The organism is Chitinophaga sp. CF418, from assembly GCF_900142925.1.
Lineage (GTDB): Bacteria > Bacteroidota > Bacteroidia > Chitinophagales > Chitinophagaceae > Chitinophaga.
On the sequence record NZ_FRCN01000010.1, the window covers coordinates 70,602 to 96,726 of the forward strand.

Sequence of the window (26,125 nt, forward strand, 5' to 3'; positions counted from 1 at the left end):
CCTATCCCAGTATTATTGGTTAATTTTGTAATCTCAACAGTGTTTGCAATGTTCGAAAGAAAAATTCCTAAGGATTTAGATTGCGGGATGGGAATGATTATGGAAATCATCGGGGGGAAATGGAAGCCCTGCCTGATCCATAATATCTGGCAAGGTCACAGGCGACCGAGCGAATTGCAGCGGTTAAATCCTAAAGCGAGCCGAAGAGTACTTTACCAACAACTCCAGGAACTGGAGGAACATGGTATTATTGAACGTATCGTATATCCGGTTCTCCCTCCGAAAGTGGAATATTTTTTAACTGAGTTAGGCAACTCACTATTGCCGGTAATCAGCGTTATGGATGAATGGGGAACACAGTATCTTGAGAATCCGAGCAAGAAACCTCTTTTAAAAATAGGAGCGTGAACCCGACAGATGTGCAATTTATTCTGAATAGTATTCCGCGTCTTATATTGTTTGCATTAATATAGAACGAAATATCGTGCGCATGGCACGTAATACGTTAAATGCAAAGAGCCTGTCCGCCAAAGGTAGACAGGCTCTTTGCATCCGGGTGCCTGACAAGAGAGACAGGCGTTTAAGCAATTTTCAGGAGCTCACTTTTGAGTTCCTATTGTTGTTATCATCTCGGATCTGATTTACTTACCAGTTGATATTCCTTTGGAGGCTCTTTATGCTGCAGATGGCGGACAAAATAATCCCACCGGCGGCGCATCATATAGGGACTGTCTGCCGCAAAACCATGCCTGGCCTGAGGGAATATGATCAGATCATAATCCTTGTTCGCTTTTGTTAAAGCATCTACCACTAACAAAGTATTATAAGGTGGTACATTATCATCCATCATACCATGAGCCAACAGCAGTTTTCCCTTCAGGTTGCCGGCGTAAAGCGCATTCGCTTGTTTGGCATAGTCAGATTCGGAAGTAAGGCCGTTGTAACGCTCGCCCCAGTCATCTTCATAACTACGATTCTCGTGATTGCCTGATTCTGCAATACCTACTTTGAAGAAGTCGGGATAACGGAACATAGCGGCAGCAGTTGCAAAGCCACCTCCGGAGTGTCCCCAGATACCAATACGGCTGGTGTCGATATACGCATAATGTGCCGCCAGCTGACGGATACCGGTGATCTGGTCGGGCAATGTGTTTTCTGCCATGTTACCGTAGTTCATATCATGGTAACTTTTGCTCCGCAAGGGATTACTGGTACCTTCAAGTACCATGACTACGAATCCCAGCTCAGCAAGTGCCTGGTGATCTAACCGGGCTGACAGGAATGACCAGTCACGCACACCGCCTCCCTGTGGGCCTGGATATATATAATCTATGATAGGGTATTTCTTTTTGCTATCCAGGTTTGTGGGGGTAAACAGCAAGCCATAGATATCTGTTTTGCCATCATGTGCCTTTACTGAAAAAGGCATTGGCGCTTTCCATCCGGTAGCTTTGAGGCGCGTTATATCGGTTTTCTCCAGGCTGACAAGCAGCTTACCCAGGCGGTTGCGCAAAACCGTCGTAGCAGGGATATCTGGCTGTGAATAGCTGTCGATAAAATATTGACCATCTGGTGAGAAAGTCAGCTTATGATTACCTGGCTCCGGGGTAAGATCAGCGAAACCACTACCGTCGAAATTTATTCTACAGAAATGACTAAAATAGGGATTACGTGTGTCCAGGCCACAGGCATTGAAAAAGATTACCCTACTCTGTTCATCGACCTGCTCTACACTGGTAACCAACCATTGTCCTTTAGTAATTTGGTTCTTTAAAGACCCGGTGGCGGCGTCATACAGGTACAGATGTCCCCAGTCATCACGTTCACTATACCAGATAATTTCATTTGACTTTTTCATATAACGCCAGTTAATGGCATCCTGTCCGGATTCAAATTGCGTGGCTACGTTTTCTCCGAAGACTTCGCGAACTGTACCGGTAGTGGCATTAGCGATACGCAATTTTTCCTGTTTGTGATTGCGGGAAGTGGATACGAATGCCAGTTCTGTATTATCGTCGCTCCAATCGACATCGTCGAAGGTGCCGCTGGAAGATATATCATCACTTAGTGTACCGCGGTGCGGATCGGCAGGCACCTGTAAGGGGATAACCTTTGCCTGGTTAACGTCAATGATCACCCGGTGGATCATAGCAATGGCAGAATCACCAGCTAATGGATACTTCCAGGTTTTCAACGTCGGCTTACCAATATTGGTAGTAACAAGGTACATGTCGCTTACGTGGCGCTGATCCTGTTTGAAGGTTGCTATTTTACGGGAATCGTGCGACCAGCGTAATACAGGTTTGTCGCTGGCGCGCCAGCCGGCATTATCCGTAGCATAACCGAAATCTTTAACACCATCGGTAGTAAGTGCGCGTTCAGGTCCATTGGGTAGTTCGCGTACCCATAAGTTATTGTCTTTTATAAAAGCGGCAAGCCGGCTATCAGGAGAGATCACTTCACTCCGGCTATTGCCAGCCTCCGATGACTGTTGCCCGGTTTTCCGACTTTGGTAAGACTGTAAATCACAGATCCACCCCTCCCCTCCTATATTAAACGCAATGCTTTTGTTGTCGTTCATAAACCGGAAAAAGTGAAATGGCAAAGCATAGGGCTTATAGTTTGCGCCCGTCGCTTTGGACAAGGACGTCGCCAGTTTTTCCTGATCAAAGGCGACGGTGCGTGTGCCTTTTACCGGATTGACCAGCATAAATTCGCTACCACGGGCTGTAAGCACCCGGTACCAGAAGCGACCGTCTTCCAGCCATTCGGGAGAGAACGTGCCGTTATCCACTAGTGGAGCGGTATTATAAATAAGCCGGCTTTCTGCGAAGCGGTAGTCGTTAACGGGAACAGCCTGCTGAGCGCTAAGCTTGCAGACTGCAATAACACAGGAGACAGTTAAAAGTATTTTGTTCATAGTCAAATCCAGATGCATGAGCATGTTAAATTCTGGCTTAAAGGTAAAGATTGTGCGTCTGTACATTCAGGCCGTTATTACAGAAAATCTCAATTTAACGAACAAAGTGTATATCTCAGGAAGATTTTTTCTAACGGTAAAGTGGTTGCCACCACCTGCACCGGTTAGCCGTGCCGCATAGTCGTAGTGCCAGGGAATAAACAACATGCTTGGGGCAAATAATTATCCTAATTTTGCCTGTAGTGAAAATATACAGCTGGTGACGGTCATACCCACTTTCTTCGATGGATTTAAGCACAAACCGGAGACCACCTATGGCAATATCAATGTTGATATTTGTGCGTTCATGATACCTAATTTCCAAAGAAAGAACTTCTGTGACGCCATTCTCGAGTCGCCCTGGAATGAGTGATCAGCAGAAGGCAAAGCAGTGCTGAATTGTGGTCGAAATAACAGACCGATTACTGATTGACTATACACCCGGATAGAAATATGCAGTTCAATTTATTGTAGCAAGACTGTCCCTAAGTTTACTTGTCCATGCTATTATCTGTTGCTTCTCTCCATCTGTAAGCCGGGCATCTTTATGCAATAAGGTATAAGATGATAAGGGCATAGTACCTTCATTAATACTGTTTTCAATTGCCCGAAGTTTACTTATCCGCCTTTTGGATGAGTAAGACCCGAAATCACTAAAATTAAGCTCCTCTCTCCCCTCGCTGATATGATGTGCCAACCACCAGCCACCGGGTTGTATATGGGAATACCAGGGATACCGGGTATTATTGCTATGACAGTCGTAACAGGCAGATTCGAAAATCGTCTGTACATTGGCAGGAACCAGGTACACTTTTGTAATATCTGTCTGTAATACCTGCCCGCTTTCATTGCGGGCAGGTTGTATAAACTGAATAGCAACGAAAGCAATTAATAGCACCAACAACCATTTCTTTGTCCGCTGCATGTTCTTCTATTTTAGTTCTTCTTTAACCGTACCACAGGTAGGCATTTCCTTACCCAAATAGGGATTGGAGATCTCCTTTGTTTCACTGATCCAATCTGCCCCCTTACCATTGTTATACATGGGGCAATGATCGTAATAGAGCTGTCGCCCGGCGCCAAACGTCTTCACAAGTTCATATATGTCTTTACTCAGCATATCAAAATGTTCACGCTGATGTTTGATATTACCGGCATTCTTTCCAATATGCTCCGCATGTTCCCTCGCATCACTCTCCACATCTTCATAAGTCTTTTTCTGTTCCGCCGTCAATGATGATTTGTCAAATTTCTGAAATGCCGTAACCATGGCATCACCGGCGGCAGCTGTCCCTTTGTCATTGTCACTTGCCAATGTGTTCTTCATTTCCAGGTAGCTGCTAACAATCTCTTTAACAGGAGATGCTGATTGCTGGTTATCTGTTGCCGCGGCTGCGTTGCTGGTAGTGACTTCTGTGGATTGTACAGTGTCACCGCCCGTTTTTGATTGGTTATTATTGCTATCACAGGCTGCAAAAAAAACTATACTGGCGGCTGCCATAAAAATAATGTGTTTCATCTTCTGATTTTTACTCTACAGTTATTAATTTGTAAAAGGCGTGAGCACCCCAACAGGGGAAGGGTATGCCACCGCAAATGTTTAAAAAACAAGTATTCTCCAGAGCAATAACACCCTGAATGCACCGTAAAAAAACATTAAATCAAATCTGAAAACTCTGTATAGCTATGCGTATGTCGGGTATCGGAGGATGATAACTTCGGACAAAATACCTGCTATTTACTTTTGCCCGGGAGGAGGCCCAAAGATCAACATTGTAGAAAGTGGAAACGAATACAATAAAGAATGCAGGGTTAATGCTAAAATCCAGGGCCGGAGACCTGGATTTATCAGTCTGGATAACTTTGATCACATTATCATTGCAACAGTTATCCTTTTCTTTCTTTTGAGGATGGTGATGATGATGATGATTTACATCAGCCTGGTGGTGTGATCCTTTTGTTTGCGCGCCCCCCGTTTCGTTATGTTCATGATGATGTGTGGGATTGAAGCCCATATCCAGCCCTACAGCACATGCAAAACCGACAACCGTATTCAGTAAAAATACGGTTAGCAATAGTGCCGCTTTGAAGCGTTGTATGGATGTATTCCTTTTCATCAGAGTAGCTTGGCGCCTCTACCAGTTTACCTTAATTGAAAATAAAAGGTAGCGACGGCATCCGAGCAAAAATAATGGTAATTCTGAACTAATTGTTATACAATTTTTTGCTTATTTTATATTATTGTGAGTTTAATTACACCTTCTTATCCATTCTCATCAACGAAAGATATATCCTCAAATACACCTGCAAGGCCATATTTACCTATTTTAGCCAAAAAGATTCAACCTGTTTAACCATCACCATGAATATCCAACTGCTGCTAACTCATATGAGGCAATTCATTGAACCTACACCGGAAGAAATCACCTTCCTGGAGTCTGGTTTAATTGCAAGACCTTTTAAACAGGGAGAGGCCATCGTTAAAAGTGGTGATCCAGCCCGCTATCCGGCATTTGTAAATATTTAAAAGCCAGTTTAAGCTATCAAGAGATCCATACAGATATGTTTCGCTGCCACGTTAACAAGTACATCTCAGTCCTATGATCAATTTCATCATTCCAGGTGACAATGGTCATTTTCCTTTTACGCTTGGCAAAGGAACTTTATATATGCTTTGGACAATCATTGCAATACTACCATTGCTGGCTTTGGGCTGGTTCTTATTGTCGCAAATAGAACTTCAGATTGACAGCAGGATTCCCCAGGTATCGATGCGATGGGCAGGCGTCGGGCAGGCATTAGTTATATATCAGGAAGAAACATGGTGGTTGAGCGTACGGGTATTACTCTTCAAAAAGAAATGGCCTCTTGCAGCGATAATCAACCGGGATGCGAAAAAAAAGAAGCCAGTAAAAAAAATTAAAGATCGCAGACATGCAAAGAAACGGATAGGCATAAGGAGAATACTGACACTGATCAAAACCTTCAGGGTGGTTCATTGGGAAGCTGCGATCGACAGTAACGATGCAATATGTAATGCATGGATGTATGCTCTAAACTTCTTGCCGTATACACAGCAACACTTGCTCATCAACTTTCAGGACATAAATTATTTCACGATAACAATCAGGAATAAGGCATGGCGATTACTATATGCGTGGATAAAGTAAGCGAATCTTTCACTTTGTAAAACCTAATTTTATGGCAGTCAATCTTGAAGAGGCAGTAAAGCAGCTCATAGATTTTCTCAAAACAGAAACAAAGACTGAGACGGTTGTTGGACAACAGTTCCAATTAGGCGAATTTAGTTGTGTACCGGTTATACGGCTTGGAATGGGGCTCGGTTATGGTGGCGGAGAAGGTCACGGAGATATGTCCGGAAAGGGCAAAGGAGAAGGAACAGGAACCGGTGGCGGCGCAACCGGAGGCATGGGCATATCACCTATCGGATTCCTGGTTACACGCGGGGATCAAATATCTTTTATTTCCACGCATACAAGCAAGGGATTAGGCGCAGCCTTTGAAAAAGTACCAGATTTACTTGAAAAAATGCTGGAGAAGAAAAATGATAAAGCTCCTGTATCACAATAATGATAGAAAGCAGCTGAGTACTATTACATTATTCCCCCACAAAGGTAAAACCGGGTAAGCAGAGGAAACACTGTCTTATCCGTTTTTTTCATGCATTGCGGGGACAAGAACAGCCAAACCGGTACCGCCACGGCTTTGCTGTATAAGTGCGGTTTGTTCAAGCGTAGTAAATTTACTGAATTATATGCTTATTCCAATAGCTTTCCCCCGCCTTACTCCCCCACCTGGCCAGTGTACAATACTTGCCGGCGATGTTGGGGGAACCAAAACCGATCTGGCCATCTTTCGACGCGATGATGCCACCCTGACTTCCGTAAAACAAGCGCAGTTTAAAACAAGAGAATTTCCAGGTCTTATTCAAATGATTGCTTATTTCCTGGAAGGCGAAAATATGCCCGATGTGATTTCATTAGGCGTTGCCGGACCTGTTCAGGATGGGAAAGTTTGCATCACGAATATTCCTATGGCTGTAGACAGCTTTGACATATCTAAGCATTTTAGTCATGTTCCGGTTCTGCTTGTGAATGATCTCGAAGCAACAGCGTATGGTTTGTTTGCACTGACTCCCCGGGATACTTTTGTTATACATGAAGGGAAGAAAGCTATACGAGGAAATGTTGCTGTAATTGCACCAGGTACCGGCCTTGGCGAGGCGGGCCTTTATTCAGATGGAAATGCATCGCATCCGTTTGCAACAGAGGGCGGGCATTGTGATTTCGCACCACGTAATGAGCTGGATACCGACCTTTACATGTATCTGCATAAAAAGTTTGGTCATGTGAGCTGGGAAAGAGTAGTCAGCGGCCCCGGCATCTGTAATATATACGACTTTCTGGTCAACGAAAAACAGCGGAAACCCTCTTTGCTGATCACAGAAAAGATGCAGGGCCATGACCGCGCAGCTATGATCACAAAGAATACGGACACTTGTCCGGTTTGTAAAGAGACTATTGAATTATTCATGAGATATCTGGCGGAAGAGTCGGCCAATCTTGTTCTAAAATTTAAAGCAACAGGTGGTGTGTTCATCGCAGGGGGTATTTTACCCCAAATTCTTCAGCTTGTGCAAAAGGATATTTTCATGACATGTTTTTGTGACAGCGGACGACTGAAGACATTATTGCAGGATGTTCCGGTAAAGATTATTTTAAACAGAGAAGCCGCTCTGCTTGGGGCAGCATGGTATGGGTTCTACTCCAGGTAGTTGCTTTATGGAATATAGTGATGAATATTTTGATGGCTATATCTGTTGCTGCTTTCTGTACTGTGCCGGGCTGATGCCATTATACTTTTTAAACAATCTGTTCAGGTGACTTTTATCTGTAAATCCCAGGCTGTCTGCAATTTCATTGAGCCGCATACTACTATGCAATAACCGGCTTTCTACCATACGTAGTTTATAGTGCATAATGTATTCCTGTAACGTTTCGTTGGTATGCTTCTTAAAATAACGCCCGAGGTAATTTTCGGATATACCAAATTGCTGACTGATGACTTTAGCCCTTATCTTTTCGGGTGCTGCGATATTCGCCTGAACATATTGCAGGATTTCCAGTGCTTTTTCCTCTGTGTTTTCATTTACCATCTCTGGCAAACGGGTCGTAATGTTGCGAACAATCAGCATGAGAATAGTATCGATAAACTGCAGCAATAGCTCCTGATGATAAAAATCCCGTTCATGGTGCTCTCTGATGATTGCTTCCATGATCGACTTGGCCACTATCTGATCACCCTTATTTTTTAAGAGACTCCCTGATTCCTGGTTCGCATTCTTTAATATGTAGGCTATACTTTGCCGGGAACGTTCCTGAAGCTTGGATGAACCAATATAGGATTCGTTAAAACGAACAAACAGCAATATTGTCTGTTTTTGTATGTCAAAGTGATGCGTATCGCCAGGTGTAATAAGAAATAAATGACCGGGCAAGTAATTAAGGCTGGATTCATTCACAATGTGCCCGCCCTTTCCTGAAACAATATATATCAACTCAAAAAAACTATGGGAATGGATTGGTCTCGGACATTCATCCATCGGTTCCGAAAGCGCTATCTCGAAGGGTTCGTATAAATGTGCTTTTATCATGGTACGAAATTACACCTTTATGGAAAATTAGTACACCAAATAACTCCCCATAATTGTACAATTTTGCTACATCAATTTTCGCCCAGGCTGTCCCATCAAGACTTCCGGCATCATAAAACTAAATTTTCAGCAATGAGTACAGTACAAACTAACAATAGCATGAAAGCAATGGTACTTGAAAACTTTGGAGATGCTTTCAAACTGAAGGAATTACCTGTTCCCACTCTGGCGAAAGGGCAAGTACTTGTCAAAATCATTGCCAGTGGTATCAATCCGCTGGATACAAAAATCAAACGTGGTGAGGGAAAACATGCCAAACAGCAGGTACCTGCCATACTGGGACTGGACCTTGCCGGTATTGTGGTAAGTACCGGTGAAGGAGTGACCTCCTTTCAACCAGGAGATGAAGTATATGGTATGGCTGGAGGCATTGGCGGCCGTCAGGGCACATTAGCGGAATATGCTGCGGTGGACGCCGATCTGCTGGCCCTCAAACCGGCTAATCTCAGTATGCAGGAAGCCGCTGCTTTGCCACTGGTGTTTATTACCGCCTGGGAAGGGCTTGTAGACCGGGCGAATGTAAAGACTGGCCAGCGTGTACTGATTCACGGCGGCGCAGGTGGCATTGGGCATGTTGCTATACAGCTGGCACGTTCATTTGGCGCGTCAGTATTTGCAACCGGCAGCAGCAGATCATTGCCGCTAATAGAAAGCCTGGGCGCAACGCCTATTGATTATAACAGTCTTTCAGTAAAAGATTATGTTGAGAAATATACTGGTGGAGAAGGGTTTGACATCGTTTTTGACACCGTTGGCGGAGAAACACTGGACAAATCATTCGAAGCTGTACGTAATTATACCGGCCATGTTGTAAGTGCATTGGGCTGGGGAAGTCATAGCCTCGCCCCGCTCTCTTTCAAAGGAGCTACGTATTCCGGCATATTCACACTCCTGCCTATGCTGACAGGAAAAGGAATGAAACATCATGGAGATATCTTACGGGAGGCAGCGGCACTTGCAGAAAAGGGGCAATTGAAACCCCTGCTGGACAAGAGGATACTTTCACTGGAAGAAGCAGAGATTGGCTTTAAGGCAATTGAAAGCGGTGCGGTTACGGGCAAATTGGTAGTGAATATTTGACCCGTTCATTCTTACGGGAAATACTCAATTTGCAGTACTACATTTATACGATTCAGATAACTAGCTTGAAATCAAATTCTATTACCCTATTCATGTCTGGTTTCATCGCGAATTTCAGCTCAACCGGCAAACCGGCTTTGATGTTTTACGTAGCTAAGAAACCCTACTTTTCGTGAACAATGCCCAGCATATCTAACTGCTGTGAAATAATCTCGTCGACTTTACTTCTGTCCAGTGTGATCTCTGTATCAGCATTTAGTCGGCTCTCAATATAACCGAAAAACACGTCGTTGGCAGCAAGACTTTCTTCAATCTGTCCTCTTGAAAGCCCATCTAACACCAATGTCGTTGCTATGTTAGCAACCATTTGCTGGATCACAGCGATCAGCCTCATTGTTCTTACCGGAGCAGGCAGTAACTTGACCTTCTTTGAAGTCTCCGTCGTGGCGATATGTTCTGCTTCTTCACTCTTTTCTTCCAGCTTCTCAACCTTACGCTTCTCCCCCTTTTTCTTGTCATTTCTTGACAAAGACGACCTGGTAGCATCCCGAATCACTCTATTATGCTCAATTTGCTGCCTGAGTAGTTCAATACTATCAGGCAATCCGCCATATATACCTTCGGCATCTTCCTTCCGTCTGGCTCTCTCTTCAGTTACAAACGAATTCACATCTGAAGTCAATTCCGGATATTCCTGCGTAGGAGAACCTGGAGCAACGGGATGCCTGTGAAAATTATCCGAGAGCGAGGAAAAAGCACCTACCTGGGCCCCGAAAAAAGACCTCGTAAAGCCGGTCTCCTCCTTATCATTCCTCTCTGCCGCAAAATCAAAAACGGATACGCTTAAATCACCTCCCGCAGACAACAACTCCGGACTGGTAAACTTGCCACCGGATGTCGAAGGCCCGATAATATTATTTATCCCCCAAAGCACTTTATTTCCCCCTCCTCTAATTTCCCGGTTTGTTGTAGACGTGGCAGTGATCTCCGCTCCTATTTCAAAATAATTTAAAATACGCTGGATCAATTTCTCAATGACATCTTCGCGATCTTCGACTTTTTCATCGAAAGAGAGCATGTCGCTGTGAGCCGTGAGAAATACCTTTAACATCCCACTATATCGTTCCAGAATAGTATTCCAGTAATACTTTTCCTTAGTTTCTCTCTCCTTCCTCTCCCCGGTATCTTTAAGCCTTAAATCTTCACTTTCCGCTGCAGTTTCAATTTTGTTTAATGGCAACTTACTTCCTTTGAAGGCAGGCGCATATAAACCACCCTTATCCGGAGCGTCTTTGTACTTATTGGACACTTCCGTTTCGTCCCTTGCCGCCAGTTCTGCATCTTTGCTCGTGTCAATCTCCTTACCTTCCTTCCCTCCCCTTCCGCCACGTCCTCTGCCACGGCCCCCTCTGCCCCTGCCACGGCCCCTTTCAGTGCTTCCGGATGATCCTGCTTCGTCACCAGCATGACGCTCCTTTGCCTCCTTCTCCCGCCTTGCCCGCTCTATCCTGGTCTTCGCCGCCTTTATTTTCGAATTTTCCGCTCTTATTGCGTCTCTACCCTTGACTTCTTCTAAATCATCGTCCGATGCCAAAAAAGCATTCCTGGAGTTAGCTTGCCCTGTCATAATGTTGTCAAGCATGATAAGCCCAAGCGGAAATGTTCCCACACTTCTTACGGATTCCGGCACTGTCATTAACGTTGCCAGATATCCGAAATTCTGACGCTGACCTGTATCCACAATCAATTTGGGAACCACTCCATTCTTATAGAACTCCAGAATGTTTTGGGCTATTTCCGAATCCTCCCAGCCTGTGGCCTCTCGTATCTCTGCAAATTTTGTGATAGCCAGCGTATAGGACACCCCCTTATCTGACGCAGTTTTCTCATCATCTTCCTCTTCTACTTCCTCCCCTTTTTCAGGATGCTTATAAACCATCACATCTGTATTTCCGGTACCGGCGTGCGTTTTACCATACTGATTGTAAATGGCGGAGGCAAAGCCCTGATTGTCTGAAGATTTTATATTTATCGCACCTAGGTCCCTTGCTTTCTTATAGTCCATTGCAATCTGCCAGAAATCATTCAACGGCTTATTGCTCAGCGTGCGAATCGCTCCTAAAGACTGCTCATCGTCCCAGTTCGTCCGCGTTGCGTTGGATGTTCCCTCAATACGCGGTGCTGATGGATAATCCTGTTTTGAAAATGCCAGGAACTTTTTATAAAGTGCGCTTATGATATCAAGTTCCGGTATTGAATGATTATTGGTGCCATCCGCCGCTTCGCTTGTACCGGTCATAATTTCCGCCCGCTGAATAACACCCCTGTTGTTATCGGGTACGCAGTCACGCATCATGCGCCGTTGAAATGGATGAACCGCAGGATGACTTCTCAAAGTCGAAAAACTACTGATGGCTGCAACAGCTCTTCTGGTATTGTCTTTAACAGGTGTTTTATCGCTATATGTCATGTCACAGTAATTGTATTGGGATATTCTGCCAGATAAATATACTCATTCTCAGGAAGGATCCTTCTAACTTTCCCAATGAACTGATTTACACAACCCTTCCTTCGGGAACGATTGCGTAACTTTTTCCACCAAAATGACAATTAATTCCTCCGAACGGTCTCTTATCTTAAAATCACCTCCCTCCTTCCGGTAAATGCGTGAATATAAACAAGCTATTATCGTTGAAGTATTTCTTCGCTATTTCACGGATGCGCGCAGGTGTCACCTCATTCAGCTGATCATTATAATGCAGTAAACCGCTGATATCTTCATTGTCCCTGCTGGCATATACCAGTCTGTCCAGCCAGAAACCGTTATCTTTCAGACTGAGCTCCATCGTACGTTGCTGCTCTGCAATAAATTTGCCTATATTCTCTTCTGAAGGGCCGTTTTCCCTGATCTTCCTCACCTCATCTCTTACAGAAGCTATCAGTTTCTCCGTTTGACCGGGCGCGGTAACAAAACTAATATTCAGTGAGAACCGGCTTTGCGGATACTTATAGGTAGCCGGAGATACCTTTACGGTATAAATACCCTCCTCCTCTTCCCGCAGTCGTTGTACCAACCTTATCTGCAGACATTCAGACAATGCTTCCAGCAGCAGGTTGTCCTGTTGGGAATAAGCATATTTCCCGGCATAGGCCATTACTACAGTCGCCTTATCTGCCTTGCCAAGTCTTATTGTTTCGGCGACTCCTTTTTCAGGTGGATAAAGCCCCAGATCGGGCGCAGTCTCCTTCCTTCCACTTGCCGGCAGACTGGCTATATATTTCATCAACAGTGGTTCAATTTCTTCTACAGTAAAGCTACCCACGAATGTAAACACAAAGTCACCTGCATCTGCAAACCTCTCCTTATAAATACTGAGCGCCCTGTCTGCATTGATCTTATCAATCCGTGGCAGGGTGATAGCTGTTTTCCTGATATTATCTTTGTAAAGGATCTTATTAACAGTATCAGCGAAAACAGCCTCAGGACTATTCCTGTTGTTCAGTACATTGGTACGGGCCTGGGCAATACTTGCTGTAAAGAAATCTTTATCTATACGCGGGCTGGTAAAGTAAGCATGGACCAGTTCAAGGGCAGCAGGAAGATCATCCTTTCCACTGACACCACTGATACCTTCGTACCTGTCTGAAATATAAGGGATGACCTGTACATTCTTTCCCGATAGATAATTACGTAGCTGTGTAGGATTATAATTCCCCAATCCGCCAGAGCGAATAAAAGCGGCAGCATTACTGGCTGATTCAAAGTCGACATCAGGATAAAGCGAGGTTCCTCCTGGGCTATAAGCATACATCCTGATCTGGTTGTTGCTGAATGTTGTAGGTTTCAGCACAACGGTGACGCCATTGCTTAAACCAAGTGTCGTTGTACCCAAGACCTGATCATTAGTCTTCTTAATGATGCTACCGGCTGGAGGAATTGCTGCCAGCAGGCTATTCTGATTCGTTTCTTCCACATATGCACTAAGTTCACTGTTCCTCACTGCTGTTATCCAGGATAACAAAGTAGCTTCAGCTGGAACTTGCTCCTTCCATGAAGCCGGAGCAATAAGGAATATGTCGCGGTTCACATCTTTCATGTATTGCTGCACAATACCATTTACATCCTTCAATTGAATGCCCGGCACTATTTCCTGTGCAGTCTTATAGTAATAGTCTGTTCCGGGCGCCGGGTCTTTCCCCAGGAAATAATCCAGGTACTCGTCTGCGTAAGCCAGGGATTTCTGTTTATCTTTCTCCAGGTAACGCGCCTTCATTCCTTTCAGATAAGCATCTTTTACCCTGTTAAGCTCTCTCTCAGTAAAGCCAAAGCGTTTCACCCTTTCAATCTCTGAATATGCGGCATGCACACCATTTTCAATTTTACCCGGTTTGAGGACTATATTGATGCTAAAAGCGTCCAGCTTATCGTACAGGTTTTCAAAGCCATTATCCGCCTTCACAAACTGTGGATCAGCTTTTCTTGCAACCTCTGTAAGCCTGGTATTGATCATGCGTTCATAAAACATGCGCACCAGCTCTGAACGGTAATCCTGTACGGTGCGTACTGTCCGAACAGGTATCTTGTGCAGGACGCGCAGGTATGCCCCGGTCATTTCCGGGTCAGTGACTATCAGGAAATGGTTCTCACCGGTCAGCCGTATTGTATACTGCTCTCTTTTACGGCTTTTGGCAGGCTTCTTAAGATCAGCAAAGAGTTGTTTGATCTCACGCTCCGTTTTATCCACATCAATATCCCCTACGATGATAATTCCCTGCAAGTCCGGTCGATACCAATCTTCATAGAAGGAACGGATCTCTTTGTAGCTGAAATGGTTTAATACCTCATCAGTTCCGATAGGCATACGTTCAGCGTAACGGGAATGATTGAATATCAACGGCAGTGTCTGATCCTGAATGCGGGCGTCAAGTCCGCTCCTCAGACGTTTTTCTTCCAGGATAACACCTCTTTCCTTATCAATTTCACTGTGCTCCAGCAGGGCTCCTTTGGCCCAGTCACGCATGATCTGAAACCCCTTCTTTAGTAAGAGACTGTCGTCGGAAGGGATGGGAAGCTTGTATACTGTTTCATCGAAAGCTGTATAGGCATTCAGATCTGCGCCGAATCGTACGCCTGATTTCTGCAGATAGTTCACCAGTTCATTCTTCGGAAAATGGGTGGTACCGTTGAAATTCATGTGTTCCAGGAAGTGTGCGAGCCCGCGCTGGCTGTCCGTCTCTAGGATTGATCCTGCTTTATTGGCAAGATACATGATGACCCGTCCGGAGGGTTCTGTATTTCTCCTGATAAAGTATTGAATACCGTTAGACAATTTGCCTGTTTTAACTGCCGGGTCCAACGGGATAGCCAATGCAGGCATATTAGACCCGACTCCTTTTTTCTGACTGAAGCCAGGCAATGATAACAATAAGAATGTTACAGGCAGACTAAATCTCAAAATCTTCATATCAACACTGATGCATTTAAAAAATGAAGGCAGCATCAATGGATAACTGCCTTCGGATATATAATGGTTGGTTATTATCTTCTTTTTCTTCTGACGAGCATGATCGCTACACCTATCACTATCACAGCCGGCAATATTACAATCAGGAACCATTTCATGCTGGCTACACCACCTGCATTGACGAGTATACCGTCATCTATAGATGGTTCTTTATACACGTCAACAGGGAAGTTGTTGAAAGAAAACCATCTGAACAGCTCCATCAGGAAAGTGAAATTGCCTGTCTGGATATTGCTTCTGAGCAGTTCCGCATTGCTCATAAAATCAGCATCTCCGGCTACCAGAATACGCTGCTCCCTGTTGTTGATCTTCCTTGTCAGTGCTGCCACTACAGGGAAGCGGCCTTTTTCATCTTTCAGATTGTTATCGAATTTCACAACGCGCAAGCTGTCATCCACCGGTGCTTTTCTCACTATAGTACTAACAGTATCAGTGACAATGAGCGGCACTATATTGAAGGTCTGTGATGCATCCGTATGACTCCATGAAACAGTTGCTGCTCCTGGGAATACCATTCCCGACATGAGACGTGGTGAAGACCTGGTATCAAGGATCTTCATCCCTTCTGCAGTAAGCGGAGCTTTGAACAGTGAGGGCGCGAAGTCTTCACTCTGCTGCAATACGATACCTGTATCAAATTGCACTCCCAGGATGTCGAGCACTGGTTTCAGTATATCCTTTCTTTTAGGCTCACCGGCTATGAGCAGATTTCCACCGGCATCGATATAAGATTTTATCCTGGACAGTTCAAGATCTGTATAAGGTGTACCGGGATCTGCGATCACCAGTACGGCAGCACCGGCAGGTATATCGAACTCTTGCAGCGATAACTCCTCTACATCAAAACCCTGATTGATCAATGAACTCCTGAAGGTGATCTCAGTAGTAGGCAATTTCACATCATTATCTCCCATTCTGCGGACGCTTCTTTCATTATGGCCAGTCAGAAAGACCGCTTTGGCAGGAGTTACAGACAGGCGTTTAAACGCAGCAGCAAACTCTTTTTCGCCTGGCTGACGCATGATATCGTTATACATCCTCAGATAGGATGTTTTATTGCCATACTGTAGTATGCGCACCATCCTGTTCTGTTCTGCACGCAGATCAATTTTCTTCCTGATCTCCCGGGGAGAGAGAAAATCTTTAAAATCCATATCCATGGAAGCGGCCATTTTACGGGCTACTTCTTTTGCAGACAAGCCTTTGTTACGGGTGAAGAGATCAATGTTATTGGTCGTATCGTAGTAGTAAACGTATTGAACCTCTATATCATGCTTAAAGCGGAAATAAGGTGCATACCTTGCCAGATCCGAGTTCCGGGCCGCAGGCAATCCACTATAGTAGTTTTCATCCAGGATGTTGACATAGGTTGTCACCTTTACCGGCCCCTTCAATCCTGCCAGTATATGTTGTGTATTTTCTGCCAGCGTACGCCTTTTGTTGGCAGTCATATCTTTGTATAACGCGAGCTGTGGACGGGCAGTAATGTAACCGGTCAGTAATGCTCCCATGATAAGCAAAGCATATCTCGCTGATTTCAAGGGCAAGGATCGTGACTCCCTGTCACCTTTCAGTTTGAGTATGGTCAATCCTACAAACAGACCGATCACGATGAGGAAGTAACATATGTCTTTACTGGTGATAAGACCATCAATAAACTCATCCACACGTCCGGAGATCGACAGGAAGTAGGTCAGGTCGCGTACGAAATCAATATCCTGCCACAGATGTCCGACGTAACTGAGGGCGGCCAGTAATGCCAATGTACTGATAGCAGCAACTACCTGGTATGTTGTAAGAGAGGACATAAACAGTCCGATGGCTGAATACGCGCAGATCTGGAGGAAGAGTCCTATGATACCCGAACCGATCAGGGAGAGGTCAGCGTTTTTAATAGTGAATGCGGCACATACCTGCAGTAATATCAGACAGAGCATGAGCAGTATACAATAGGCTACCATTGCCAGGTATTTACCCCATACAACAGCATTCACTTTAACAGGTGAAGAATATACAAGCTTGATGGAACCACTTCCTGTTTCGCGGCTGATAAGTCCCATGGTCAGCAAGGGAATATACAGGTACAGGTATTCTTTTATTTTGATAAACGTCCCGGCATAACCGGAAAACACAACATCAGTCATCCCCGGGGAAGCCATTCCCATTTGCTGGGCACGTTCCATTCTTTCTATCAGGTTGCTGAACTCCAGGCCTGACTGTATCATGAATATGACCAATACCACCCAGGCAACAGGAGAAAAGAACAGATTACTCAATTCCAGCCGTGCTATTCTGAAAGCAATTTTCATCTTAATTATTTTGTCTTATTTGATAAACGTGCAAATATTTCCTCGAGCGAACTTCTTTCCAGCTGGATCTCCTGCATGGCCCATCCCCGTTCCACACTAAGCCTGATCATTTCTCCGCTGATATCAGGAGCCGTATTGAAGCTGATCCTGATCTTATTTGATGAAAGCTGCTGTACCTGTGTAACTCCTTCAATGGCTAGTAATTCTGCTTCTGAGGGAGGGTTCTTAAGATGCAGTATCATAGAATCAGGGGAGATATAGTTATTAAAATCATCCACCGTTCCACTGAAAACAACCACCCCCTGCTCTATCATCTTGATCGTATTGCAGGTAGCCTGTACCTCTGAAAGTATATGCGATGAAAATATCACGGAGCGATCCTCTCCTATTTCCCTGATAAGGCCTCTTACTTCCGCAATCTGGTTAGGGTCCAGACCATTGGTAGGTTCGTCCAGTACAACGAGCTTAGGCTTGTGGATAATGGCCTGTGCAATACCAACACGTTGCTTATAACCACCGGACAGGTTCTTTATCAGCCGGTTACTGAAGTGCGCAATGCCGCATCTTTCTTTGGCCTCATCCATCGATGAGCGGATCTTATTGGCGGGAATAAGGCGCATATAAGCACAATGACGAAGGTATTCATCGACGGTCAGGTCAAGGTACAATGGTGCATTCTGTGGCAGGAATCCAATCAGTTTCTTGGCTTCCAGCGGCCGTTCCCTGAGATCGATACCATCTATCAGTACTCTTCCTTCGGTTTGATTCAACACGCCACAGAGGATATTCATAGTAGTGGATTTTCCGGCACCATTGGAACCGAGAAAACCGGTCACTCCTTTCTGCCTTATTTCAAGGTTGATATCCTTTATAGCCCAGGCTTTGCTGTACCTGTGCGACAGGTTTTCGATTTTAATGATACTTGTATTCATAGACTGATTTCCTTGGTAAACTCAAATAGTTGCCCGGGCACCAGGTACTGATGCGTCAGGATTTGATAGCAGTATTTGAATGAAATACCCGGAACACAGTGTGTGTTCCGGGCACAGGACTATTCGTAGTCCGGGTTTTGTCTCAGGTTAGGATTGGCGTTTATAGCAACCTGCGGCAGCGGGAAATAGGCGGCACGCGGTTGCCATGTTGATTTCAGTGCTCCCAGTACGGTATTGATACGTCCTGTTCTGCGCAGGTCGAACCAGCGATGGCCGTTTTCGCAGAAGAATTCATGACGGTTCTCTTCTTCAATCTGCAGTGCAATAGTGGCAGCATCGGTAGCAGCGCTTGCTTCAAGGCCTGCGCGTACGCGAACTACATTCATATCATCGCGGCCTTCAACAGCGCGCTCCTGTTGCAATTTTGCTTCTGCACGTATCAGGTATTGCTCTGCCAACCTCAGAGGTGTAGGCGCTTCCATGCGGCCCGCGCCATTAGCATTGGTAATGACCTTGAATTTATATGGCTGATGGTTCACTACACCCAGGTAAGTGGTATCCCTGATCCAGTCTGTACGTCTGAGATCACCATCTTCAAAACTGCTCATAAATTCAGGCCTCAATGAATACTGTGTATAGGTGCTGGCGAAAGACATCCCTTCATAGGTATAACCTGTGGTTGGAGAAATGTAAGAGCCGAACTGCAGGATAGCTTCCCTGCTGTTTCTCAGGAAGACATCGCTGAGTGTTTCAGAAGTATTCATCGCGAACAGTGCACCACCACCATCTATCACCTTACTGGCTTCTGCTTCCGCGAGTGCCCATTGTTCCGTATAGAGATATACTCTTGCCAGCAATGCACTGGCAGCCCATTTTGTGATGACTGTCCTTGCACCGGGTACAGAGGAAAAGTCTGCAGGCAATACATCCCGTGCCTGCACAAGGTCTGTGATGATCTGTTCGTAAATAGCAGCCTGCGTTACTTTAGGCGCCAGGGCTGTCTGGTTGACATCTGTAATCAGGATGAGCGGTACATCTTTATACAGGTTTGCCAGGTAGAAGTAACACAGTCCCCGCATGAACTTTGCATTCCCCGCGATTTGTGTTTTCAGCGAATCGCTGAGGGCTGTTGATCTTTCCACACCTTCCAGCAAAGCATTAAAGCGGTATATATTTGCATACAGATCCGCCCACAGGGAGTTGAGGGTTGACACAGCAGAAGTACTGGACAGTGGCGTATAGGTATTGTTCTCTGTTTCCTCGTAATTGGTATTGGCAAGGAATCTGAGTTCATCGGCTGCCATAGATGTGCTGGCAGTCATATAAACAGCCATAGTCAGTGAGTTGGTGGTACTGCTCATAGCGCCGGACAATGCAGACAAGGCCGTCTGTTTTGAACTGAACACCAATTCACTGGACATCTCTGTAACAGGTGCAGGAATTTCGATTAGTTTTTCGCAGCCGGACAAGCCTGTCGCAATCAATATGCCGGCTAATATTTTTTTACTATTGATAAGTGTTGTCAGTCTCATTAGAAAGAAAATTTTAAACCAGCAGTTATAGTACGTAATGGCGGAAGTGAGAGGCCCTGTGATTCCGGATCGAATCCTTCATAGGAAGTGATCGTAAACAGGTTTTGTCCCTGTATATAGAACTTGGCAGCATTCATTTTCAGTCTTGCTGCTACTCTTACAGGAAGGTCGTAAGCGAACGATACATTCTTCAGGCGTACGAAGGAAGCATCTACTATCATGGCATCGGATGAGAGATAATTACCTACTGCAGCATTGTATCCTCCCAGTATATGACGCTGATCGGGCGCTCCGTCTGCAAGGTAGTTCTCCAGTGAAGCTTTTGACACATTATAAATATAACCCGGCGGATAGGATCCGGTTGTCAACAGATCACGTCCTTTCTGTTTCACGAACTGGAACATAATATCCAGTGAGAAATGTTTATAGGTAAATGAGTTGTTAAACCCTCCGAAGTATTTTGGAAAGTTAGCGCCGTAATAGTACCTGTCTCCACGTCCGCGATCTAAGAGGCCGAATGATATTGTACCGTTCTTATCGAGATCAGCCACCCTGGGCAGTCCGGTAGTGGTATCGTAGCCATCATACTTGTATACGTAGATGCCGGAAATAGGATTGCCCACGATATAACTGGTATAGTAAGAGCTCTTCTCAATATTCGGAAATGACTTCAGTTTGTTACGGTTCAGGGAAACGTTGAAATTGCTGGTCCAGGTGAAGTTCTTCTTCAAAACATTGATGGTGCTCAGGGAGAATTCCAGTCCGCTGTTCTGCACTTTTGCAGGTAAGTTGGCCTGATAGCTGGAGAAACCTGCCTGAGAACTGATGGTATAGCTGATCAGCTGATTGCCCGTATTATTGTTATAGTAGGATGGTGTGAATTTCACCCTCCCGTTGAGGAATTCCAGTTCGAGCGCCAGTTCAAGCTTTTTGGTCTGTTCCCAGCGGTAGTTGCTGTTAGCAATACGTGAAGGCACCAGGCCGTTATAGCCGTTGTAGTTGTAGGTGGTAGATGAATAGGTATCGAGATAGCCGTAGTTGCCAATATTGTCGCTACCTGTAATACCATAGCTGGCGCGGAGCTTACCCGTAGTCAGCCATTTATGCGGTATTGCCATAAATGGTTCATCAGAGAATATCCAGGCAGCACCGACAGAGCCGAAGTTACCAAACCGGTTACTAGGTCCGAAGCGGGAGGAGCCATCTCTTCTGAAGATCCCGTTCAGTACATAACGGTCTTTGTACGTATAGTTCAGCCTTCCAAGGATGGAGGCGAATTTATAATCGACAGAACTGGACCTGGTAGTTACAGTGGCTGCGGATCCCAGATTCTCGAGAAATTCGTCTGAAATAAAGTCCGAAGCCAGTGTATAATATGGCTGTCTTGATTTTCTATATTGCCATGAACCTCCGACAAGAGCAGACAAACGTCCTTGCCCTATTTGCCTTACATAGCTCACCTGTGGCTCCACGATGTAGTTGTTGGTATAGCTATAGGCGAAAGTAGCGCGCGAGGTATTGGTAGCTACTGACTGATCTTGCGAGGCGCGGGGAATGAGTTGCGCCTGGTCCATATCAGCACGTCCGAATCCTCCCAGTACTTTAAACTCCAGTCCTGCCAGCGGCCGGTACCTGATATTCACATTTGTGTTGAGATTGGAGCTTTTGTTCCGGTTGGTACGCATCATCACCGCTATCGGATTCTGTGTAAGGAATCCGTTCCAGTAAAGGCTACCATCCGGGTTATACAGCGGGAAGTTAGGTGAGATCTGGAATGCCCTGGCTGTCAGGTCTTCTACAGAAAGCCTGTTGTTATCAGCAGCGTACATTGCAGAAACACTGATACCAAGCTTCTGATCGGCTGTAGTATGATTGATACTCAGGTTGGCAGATCCTCTTTTATAGGACTTATCAAGGTAATAGACAGTTGTTTCATAATGGTATGTTCCGCTGAGCAGGAAGTTCGTTCTGAGATCGCCACCAGACACACTTGCATTTACATCAGTATTATTAGCTGTATTCCCGATCAGCAGTTTCTGGAAGTCTGTATATGCCTGCTGGTCCCAGAGTACGAGATCTGGTGCGTTGCTGGCATTGGGCGTCATACCTGAATTTTTTAAGCCCTGTTTACGCAGCGCCAGGTATTCCTGTGTATTGAGCTCGGGGACTGTTTTAGGGATATGGGACAATCCTGTACTTACGTTAAGATCAAATCTTGTAAGACCAGGCCTACCCTTCTTCGTGGTGATCAGGATTACACCATTCGCACCACGGGAGCCATATATAGCGGTAGCATCACCATCTTTCAGCACTTCTATGCGTTCAATATCTGCGGGACTGATACTGTTGAGCGGACTGGTAGAACCGTTCGCGCCCCATATCTCAGTACCTGTCTGCGCATTGATCGCTTCTGACAGAAAAGGCACTCCATCCACGATATAAAGCGGTTGCGAAGTTCTCAGCAGGGAATTGATACCCCTTACCTGTACATTGAATGCAGCGCCGGGAAATCCGTTGTTCTGCACCACACTCAACCCCGGAACCCTTCCCTGCAATGCCTGCAGGACGTTGGTAACCGGCTGTTTCTCTATAGTTCTTGCATCAACGCTGGCTACGCTACCGGTGGAGAGGCGCTGTATTTCGGTATAATATCCTTTGTTCACCACCACTTCTGTAAGATTGCTTATAACAGGTAGCAACGTGATGATCACATTAAATTCTTCTTCCCTTACCATCCTCACAGAAATAGCGGCATTCCTGTTCAGCACAGTTGCAACAAAGCCCTGCTCTGTGCTACGCAGCTGTATTTCCGCCGTAGTATACCCTACCATAGAAACCTGGAGCACATCACCATCAACAATATCATCCAGGTTGAAGGTGCCTTTATGTGAGGTAGTGGTGCCTGTACTGGTACGTTTAATTTTAATGGAGGCGCCGGCAAGTGATTCACCGGATGCGCTTCTTACCTTACCCCGTATTACGCCGGGTGGAGGCAAAGGAGCCAGAGACGGGATACCGGGAGCAGACGCCTTTTTCTTTGCGAGATAGATGGTTTTGCCTTCTATTGTGTATGACACGGGCATATCTGCCAGCACCACATCCAGAAAGGAAGTCAGCGACATATTCCTGACTGACAGGGACACCGGTCTGGCGCTTGTAAGCACCTCCTGACTATAGAAAACGGTAAACCCTGTCTGTTCTTCAATTGCATTGAACACTTTCTTCAGCGGAAGATCTTTTCCGCTAAGCGTCACATTTTGAGAAAAGCCTGTAGCCTGAACATTCAGAAAAGCCACGGTCAGTAAGATCACTGTTAATTTCATTGCCCGGAATAAGTTTAAATAGGGACCTGTTCTGTCCTTGGGCCTCTGAGATATGCACATGAGGGTCCCGGACCAATTAGCAGTTTTTTGCATAAATTGCATCGTTTGGTTGTTGAAATGAGTGTTGCAGCGAATTTTGATAACCATCATCCACCGGAGGTGTTCCACCACTTCCGGTTTTGTTTTTATGGTTGTTTTTCTGATCGTTGGTTTACCTGATGAGTGTCATTGACATCTGCGATTTTGATTGATAACTGTTATTTATATACCACTAATTTTCGTCCCTGTTCAATTCTGAATTGTATCCCGGTGGCCTGAAGGCCTCTCAACAAACCGGCTAGATTTACGTCCCTGTTAATTTTCCCTCCAAAGTGTGTTTCGGGTAGTCCCGGTTCAAATATTACTTCTATATCATACCATCTGGATAGTTCACGCATGACTTCCTGCAGTGTGGCATTATCAAAATAGAATACCCCGTTTTTCCATGCCAGTACCTGATCAAGATCTGCAGGAGTGGTCCGTATATTCTCCGGTCTGTCTGCAGGTATTTGTGCCGAATACCCCGGTTTCAGCGTCACTGACTGCGCAATACCGGTGGGGCTGACCTTTACTGCCCCGCTAACCAATGTGGTATTTAAAAACGGTTCGTCGGCATATGCTTTTACATTGAATGCAGTTCCCAGCACCGCTATTGCTGCTTTACCCGGTATATTTACATAGAAAGGCTTTGCTACATCTTTTTTTATCTCCAGGTATACTTCACCGGATATATCAACTCTTCTCTCCTTTTCTGCAAAGCTGGTCGGATAGCGGATAGAACTTTGTGCATTTAGCCAGGCCTCAGAACCATCGGGCAATGTGAGGTGGAACTGCCGTCCCCTGGGCGTGGTCAGAGCATTATATATAACTGAGTTGGCATTCACGTTCCCTTTTCTGCTATAAGTGAGGCTTCCCCCGGACATCACCGCCTCAGCCCCCTGCTGTTCTGCAACAATGCCATTTCCCAGGCTATCCAGCTGTACCTGTGAGCCATCTGCCAGCGTGAGTATGGCACCCTGTTTAGCCGGTGTAATATCGGCCAGCTGCATCTGTTTTTCCTGTTGTGACACAGCAGGACGATACTGCCAGGTCCATGTCCACCAGCCGGCCAGGATCAATATGACAACAGAAGCAGCAGCAGCCCACCAAATACGAAGCGACCGGACAGGTACTTCACCTGTAGGTGTGTCGGCTGCTACTATTTTCTGTTGTACTTTTTCCCATTGTTCATCATATGAAATGCTGTTATAATACTTCAGATCAGCTACCGGCCATGTTCCGGAAAGGATCTCATTATAAGCAGCCTTATTCAGGTCTGAGGCGGCTAACCAGCCATCCAGCACCTGTTGCTCATCAGGAGATAATTCAGTTCCTGACCAGCATTTATATAGAATTAGGACCAGTAAAGGCGATTCTTCAGCTTTTGGTTGCATACATATACTAAAACGACCGGGAGGGGAAAGCGCAACAAAGATTTGAAATTATTTTTTCAAGACAGCCCAGATAAGCAGGACCAGCTCCAACAACTGCTTACTTTTCAACAAATTACGAAGCTGAAATAATGCCCGGGATTTTTCCATACGGACATGCGCTTCTGATAAGGACAGGAGAATTGCTATTTCGGAGGTCTTCCTTTCTTCCAGAAAACTCCATTCGAGGATCTTACGGGAGCGCTCAGGAAGGTTTTTCAGTTCACCTTCAATAATGCGTAATAATTCAGTTTGCAGGAAACGGGCATCCATTGCCAGGCTTTCCGGTTCTTCTGCATTTCTCAGATCATCTTCGGCTTTATTCACCACCGTCCGGTGCTTGAGCAGGTCATAGCAACTATTACGGACCATCACATAAAGAAAAGATTTGACGGCATTAAGGTCAGTCTGTTGGCTGCGACGTTCCCATAAACGGGCAAATGCAGTGCTGACAATGTCTTCAGCCTCTTCTTTCTGACCAATTAGTTTATGTGCGAAGTAACAAAGGGGGCGCAGATGTTCGTTAAATATAATGCGGAATGCCGCTTCATCTCCCTGTGAAAAGCGTGTTATGATATTCTGATCACTGTCTGGCTGACTTGTATTTAAAATGCCGTTATTGGCCACCCACTCTCGTTTGAGCCAAATTTAATTAAAAACCTTTATAAGTAAAAGGAATCGGCTGTGTTTCATACGACGGTTGACGTGCTTCAATATTTAGATAACCAAGGTTGCCGCATGTCGACCTCCAAAGGATTAGAAATGAGTGTACAGCGAGAGATCACCATTTAAACCAGGCCGGATGTAGACCTGGTCCATTACTGTTATGTTTATGCAACCTTTTTATCCGTAATTGGATCATCTTTTCGATCTCCTGATTCTAAAATTTAATACTGCTCCTAATTAACACAGACACCCCAGCAGACCTGAAATCACAATCCAGCATCTCAATAGAATTTCCCTCATTGAAAAAAATTCCCTAAATTAGGTGAACATCTAATTCTCTAACCCTCAAATGTTTAACCCTATGTAGATAATAAACCCATTTGTAGTTTACCCTGGTACCATTTCCTTCGACCTTGTACATCACCTGTAATTAAAATAGCACAAGCCTCATCGAAGACATTCGTCGAACTTTTATATGTGCTGAACAACCACTCCATGGCATTGCCCCCTGGCTAAAGACAGGAGAGGACCCACTTAAATACAACTCACTATGAAAA

20 protein-coding genes are annotated in these 26,125 nt (G+C 45.2%); 7 read left to right on the plus strand and 13 right to left on the minus strand.

Annotated features, from left to right (window positions below):
* The first annotated feature begins 48 nt into the window (after window positions 1–48).
* Window positions 49–408, plus strand: coding sequence for a helix-turn-helix domain-containing protein (locus F3I09_RS21405; RefSeq protein ID WP_149697093.1), 360 nt, complete (start codon window positions 49–51; stop codon window positions 406–408).
* A gap of 217 nt (window positions 409–625) precedes the next feature.
* On the opposite strand, the gene F3I09_RS21410 is transcribed toward F3I09_RS21405, so the two are convergent.
* A complete protein-coding gene (locus tag F3I09_RS21410; RefSeq protein ID WP_223233329.1) occupies window positions 626–2,920 on the minus strand; it encodes a S9 family peptidase in 2,295 nt (764 codons plus the stop codon).
* 205 nt (window positions 2,921–3,125) lie between these two features.
* Between F3I09_RS21410 and F3I09_RS21415 the strand changes: the two genes are divergently transcribed.
* Complete coding sequence (locus F3I09_RS21415) at window positions 3,126–3,332, plus strand: hypothetical protein (RefSeq protein ID WP_223233330.1); 207 nt, start codon at window positions 3,126–3,128, stop codon at window positions 3,330–3,332.
* Window positions 3,333–3,419: 87 nt separating this feature from the next.
* On the opposite strand, the gene F3I09_RS21420 is transcribed toward F3I09_RS21415, so the two are convergent.
* The 3 genes from F3I09_RS21420 to F3I09_RS21430 all read right to left on the minus strand — a co-directional run bounded on the left by F3I09_RS21420 (window position 3,420) and on the right by F3I09_RS21430 (window position 5,076).
* A complete protein-coding gene (locus F3I09_RS21420) occupies window positions 3,420–3,884 on the minus strand; it encodes a heme-binding domain-containing protein (protein ID WP_149697095.1) in 465 nt (154 codons plus the stop codon).
* A 6-nt stretch (window positions 3,885–3,890) separates the two neighbouring features.
* On the minus strand, window positions 3,891–4,478 hold the full coding sequence (locus F3I09_RS21425; RefSeq protein WP_149697096.1) for a DUF3347 domain-containing protein: 588 nt from the start codon (window positions 4,476–4,478) through the stop codon (window positions 3,891–3,893).
* A gap of 142 nt (window positions 4,479–4,620) precedes the next feature.
* Window positions 4,621–5,076, minus strand: a complete 456-nt coding sequence (locus F3I09_RS21430) for a hypothetical protein (protein WP_149697097.1) — start codon at window positions 5,074–5,076, stop codon at window positions 4,621–4,623.
* 245 nt (window positions 5,077–5,321) lie between these two features.
* Between F3I09_RS21430 and F3I09_RS34150 the strand changes: the two genes are divergently transcribed.
* The 4 genes from F3I09_RS34150 (at window position 5,322) to glk (ending at window position 7,754) form a co-directional block, all read left to right on the plus strand.
* Window positions 5,322–5,486, plus strand: coding sequence for a hypothetical protein (locus tag F3I09_RS34150; protein ID WP_188133907.1), 165 nt, complete (start codon window positions 5,322–5,324; stop codon window positions 5,484–5,486).
* Window positions 5,487–5,559: 73 nt separating this feature from the next.
* Window positions 5,560–6,129: a hypothetical protein gene (locus tag F3I09_RS21435; RefSeq protein ID WP_149697098.1), complete on the plus strand. Its 570-nt coding sequence runs from the start codon at window positions 5,560–5,562 to the stop codon at window positions 6,127–6,129.
* A 31-nt stretch (window positions 6,130–6,160) separates the two neighbouring features.
* A complete protein-coding gene (locus F3I09_RS21440) occupies window positions 6,161–6,550 on the plus strand; it encodes a GerW family sporulation protein (protein ID WP_149697099.1) in 390 nt (129 codons plus the stop codon).
* Between the two features lie 184 nt (window positions 6,551–6,734).
* Window positions 6,735–7,754: a glucokinase gene (gene glk, locus F3I09_RS21445; protein ID WP_149697100.1), complete on the plus strand. Its 1,020-nt coding sequence runs from the start codon at window positions 6,735–6,737 to the stop codon at window positions 7,752–7,754.
* A 36-nt stretch (window positions 7,755–7,790) separates the two neighbouring features.
* Here the strand turns inward: glk and F3I09_RS21450 are convergent, their stop codons facing one another.
* Window positions 7,791–8,633 carry an AraC family transcriptional regulator gene (locus F3I09_RS21450; RefSeq protein WP_149697101.1) on the minus strand — a complete coding sequence of 281 codons (843 nt, stop codon included), beginning with the start codon at window positions 8,631–8,633 and terminating at the stop codon, window positions 7,791–7,793.
* 132 nt (window positions 8,634–8,765) lie between these two features.
* Between F3I09_RS21450 and F3I09_RS21455 the strand changes: the two genes are divergently transcribed.
* The gene (locus F3I09_RS21455) at window positions 8,766–9,773 is read left to right on the plus strand and encodes a zinc-dependent alcohol dehydrogenase family protein (RefSeq protein ID WP_149697102.1); all 1,008 of its coding nucleotides are present in this window, start codon (window positions 8,766–8,768) and stop codon (window positions 9,771–9,773) included.
* A gap of 163 nt (window positions 9,774–9,936) precedes the next feature.
* Here F3I09_RS21455 and F3I09_RS21460 read toward each other — a convergent pair whose 3' ends face one another.
* The 8 genes from F3I09_RS21460 to F3I09_RS21495 all read right to left on the minus strand — a co-directional run bounded on the left by F3I09_RS21460 (window position 9,937) and on the right by F3I09_RS21495 (window position 25,529).
* The gene (locus F3I09_RS21460) at window positions 9,937–12,243 is read right to left on the minus strand and encodes a hypothetical protein (RefSeq protein ID WP_149697103.1); all 2,307 of its coding nucleotides are present in this window, start codon (window positions 12,241–12,243) and stop codon (window positions 9,937–9,939) included.
* Between the two features lie 172 nt (window positions 12,244–12,415).
* Entirely contained in the window at window positions 12,416–15,238 is a 2,823-nt protein-coding gene (locus F3I09_RS21465) for a pitrilysin family protein (protein WP_188133908.1), read from the minus strand.
* A gap of 74 nt (window positions 15,239–15,312) precedes the next feature.
* A complete protein-coding gene (locus F3I09_RS21470; protein ID WP_149697105.1) occupies window positions 15,313–17,607 on the minus strand; it encodes a DUF4350 domain-containing protein in 2,295 nt (764 codons plus the stop codon).
* 5 nt (window positions 17,608–17,612) lie between these two features.
* Window positions 17,613–18,539, minus strand: a complete 927-nt coding sequence (locus F3I09_RS21475) for an ABC transporter ATP-binding protein (protein ID WP_149697106.1) — start codon at window positions 18,537–18,539, stop codon at window positions 17,613–17,615.
* A gap of 119 nt (window positions 18,540–18,658) precedes the next feature.
* Window positions 18,659–20,071, minus strand: coding sequence for a RagB/SusD family nutrient uptake outer membrane protein (locus F3I09_RS21480; RefSeq protein WP_149697107.1), 1,413 nt, complete (start codon window positions 20,069–20,071; stop codon window positions 18,659–18,661).
* Entirely contained in the window at window positions 20,071–23,394 is a 3,324-nt protein-coding gene (locus F3I09_RS21485; RefSeq protein ID WP_188133909.1) for a SusC/RagA family TonB-linked outer membrane protein, read from the minus strand. Before F3I09_RS21485 ends, F3I09_RS21480 begins: the two co-directional genes overlap by 1 nt.
* A 257-nt stretch (window positions 23,395–23,651) precedes the next feature.
* On the minus strand, window positions 23,652–24,866 hold the full coding sequence (locus tag F3I09_RS21490) for a FecR family protein (protein WP_149697109.1): 1,215 nt from the start codon (window positions 24,864–24,866) through the stop codon (window positions 23,652–23,654).
* A gap of 48 nt (window positions 24,867–24,914) precedes the next feature.
* Window positions 24,915–25,529 (minus strand): RNA polymerase sigma factor, encoded by a 615-nt coding sequence (locus F3I09_RS21495; RefSeq protein ID WP_188133910.1) that lies wholly within the window; start codon window positions 25,527–25,529, stop codon window positions 24,915–24,917.
* Window positions 25,530–26,125: the final 596 nt, after the last annotated feature.

Bases quoted from the DNA above. Each gene is read 5' to 3' on its own strand.
- F3I09_RS34150 (WP_188133907.1), top strand. From the start codon at position 5,322: ATGAATATCCAACTGCTGCTAACTCATATGAGGCAATTCATTGAACCT.
- F3I09_RS21480 (WP_149697107.1), bottom strand. From the start codon at position 20,071: ATGAGACTGACAACACTTATCAATAGTAAAAAAATATTAGCCGGCATA.
- glk (WP_149697100.1), top strand. From the start codon at position 6,735: ATGCTTATTCCAATAGCTTTCCCCCGCCTTACTCCCCCACCTGGCCAG.
- F3I09_RS21490 (WP_149697109.1), bottom strand. From the start codon at position 24,866: ATGCAACCAAAAGCTGAAGAATCGCCTTTACTGGTCCTAATTCTATAT.
- F3I09_RS21455 (WP_149697102.1), top strand. From the start codon at position 8,766: ATGAGTACAGTACAAACTAACAATAGCATGAAAGCAATGGTACTTGAA.
- F3I09_RS21475 (WP_149697106.1), bottom strand. From the start codon at position 18,539: ATGAATACAAGTATCATTAAAATCGAAAACCTGTCGCACAGGTACAGC.
- F3I09_RS21485 (WP_188133909.1), bottom strand. From the start codon at position 23,394: ATGAAATTAACAGTGATCTTACTGACCGTGGCTTTTCTGAATGTTCAG.
- F3I09_RS21415 (WP_223233330.1), top strand. From the start codon at position 3,126: ATGCTTGGGGCAAATAATTATCCTAATTTTGCCTGTAGTGAAAATATA.
- F3I09_RS21440 (WP_149697099.1), top strand. From the start codon at position 6,161: ATGGCAGTCAATCTTGAAGAGGCAGTAAAGCAGCTCATAGATTTTCTC.
- F3I09_RS21410 (WP_223233329.1), bottom strand. From the start codon at position 2,920: ATGAACAAAATACTTTTAACTGTCTCCTGTGTTATTGCAGTCTGCAAG.
- F3I09_RS21430 (WP_149697097.1), bottom strand. From the start codon at position 5,076: ATGAAAAGGAATACATCCATACAACGCTTCAAAGCGGCACTATTGCTA.
- F3I09_RS21435 (WP_149697098.1), top strand. From the start codon at position 5,560: ATGATCAATTTCATCATTCCAGGTGACAATGGTCATTTTCCTTTTACG.
- F3I09_RS21405 (WP_149697093.1), top strand. From the start codon at position 49: ATGTTCGAAAGAAAAATTCCTAAGGATTTAGATTGCGGGATGGGAATG.
- F3I09_RS21460 (WP_149697103.1), bottom strand. From the start codon at position 12,243: ATGACATATAGCGATAAAACACCTGTTAAAGACAATACCAGAAGAGCT.
- F3I09_RS21420 (WP_149697095.1), bottom strand. From the start codon at position 3,884: ATGCAGCGGACAAAGAAATGGTTGTTGGTGCTATTAATTGCTTTCGTT.
- F3I09_RS21470 (WP_149697105.1), bottom strand. From the start codon at position 17,607: ATGAAAATTGCTTTCAGAATAGCACGGCTGGAATTGAGTAATCTGTTC.
- F3I09_RS21465 (WP_188133908.1), bottom strand. From the start codon at position 15,238: ATGAAGATTTTGAGATTTAGTCTGCCTGTAACATTCTTATTGTTATCA.
- F3I09_RS21425 (WP_149697096.1), bottom strand. From the start codon at position 4,478: ATGAAACACATTATTTTTATGGCAGCCGCCAGTATAGTTTTTTTTGCA.
- F3I09_RS21450 (WP_149697101.1), bottom strand. From the start codon at position 8,633: ATGATAAAAGCACATTTATACGAACCCTTCGAGATAGCGCTTTCGGAA.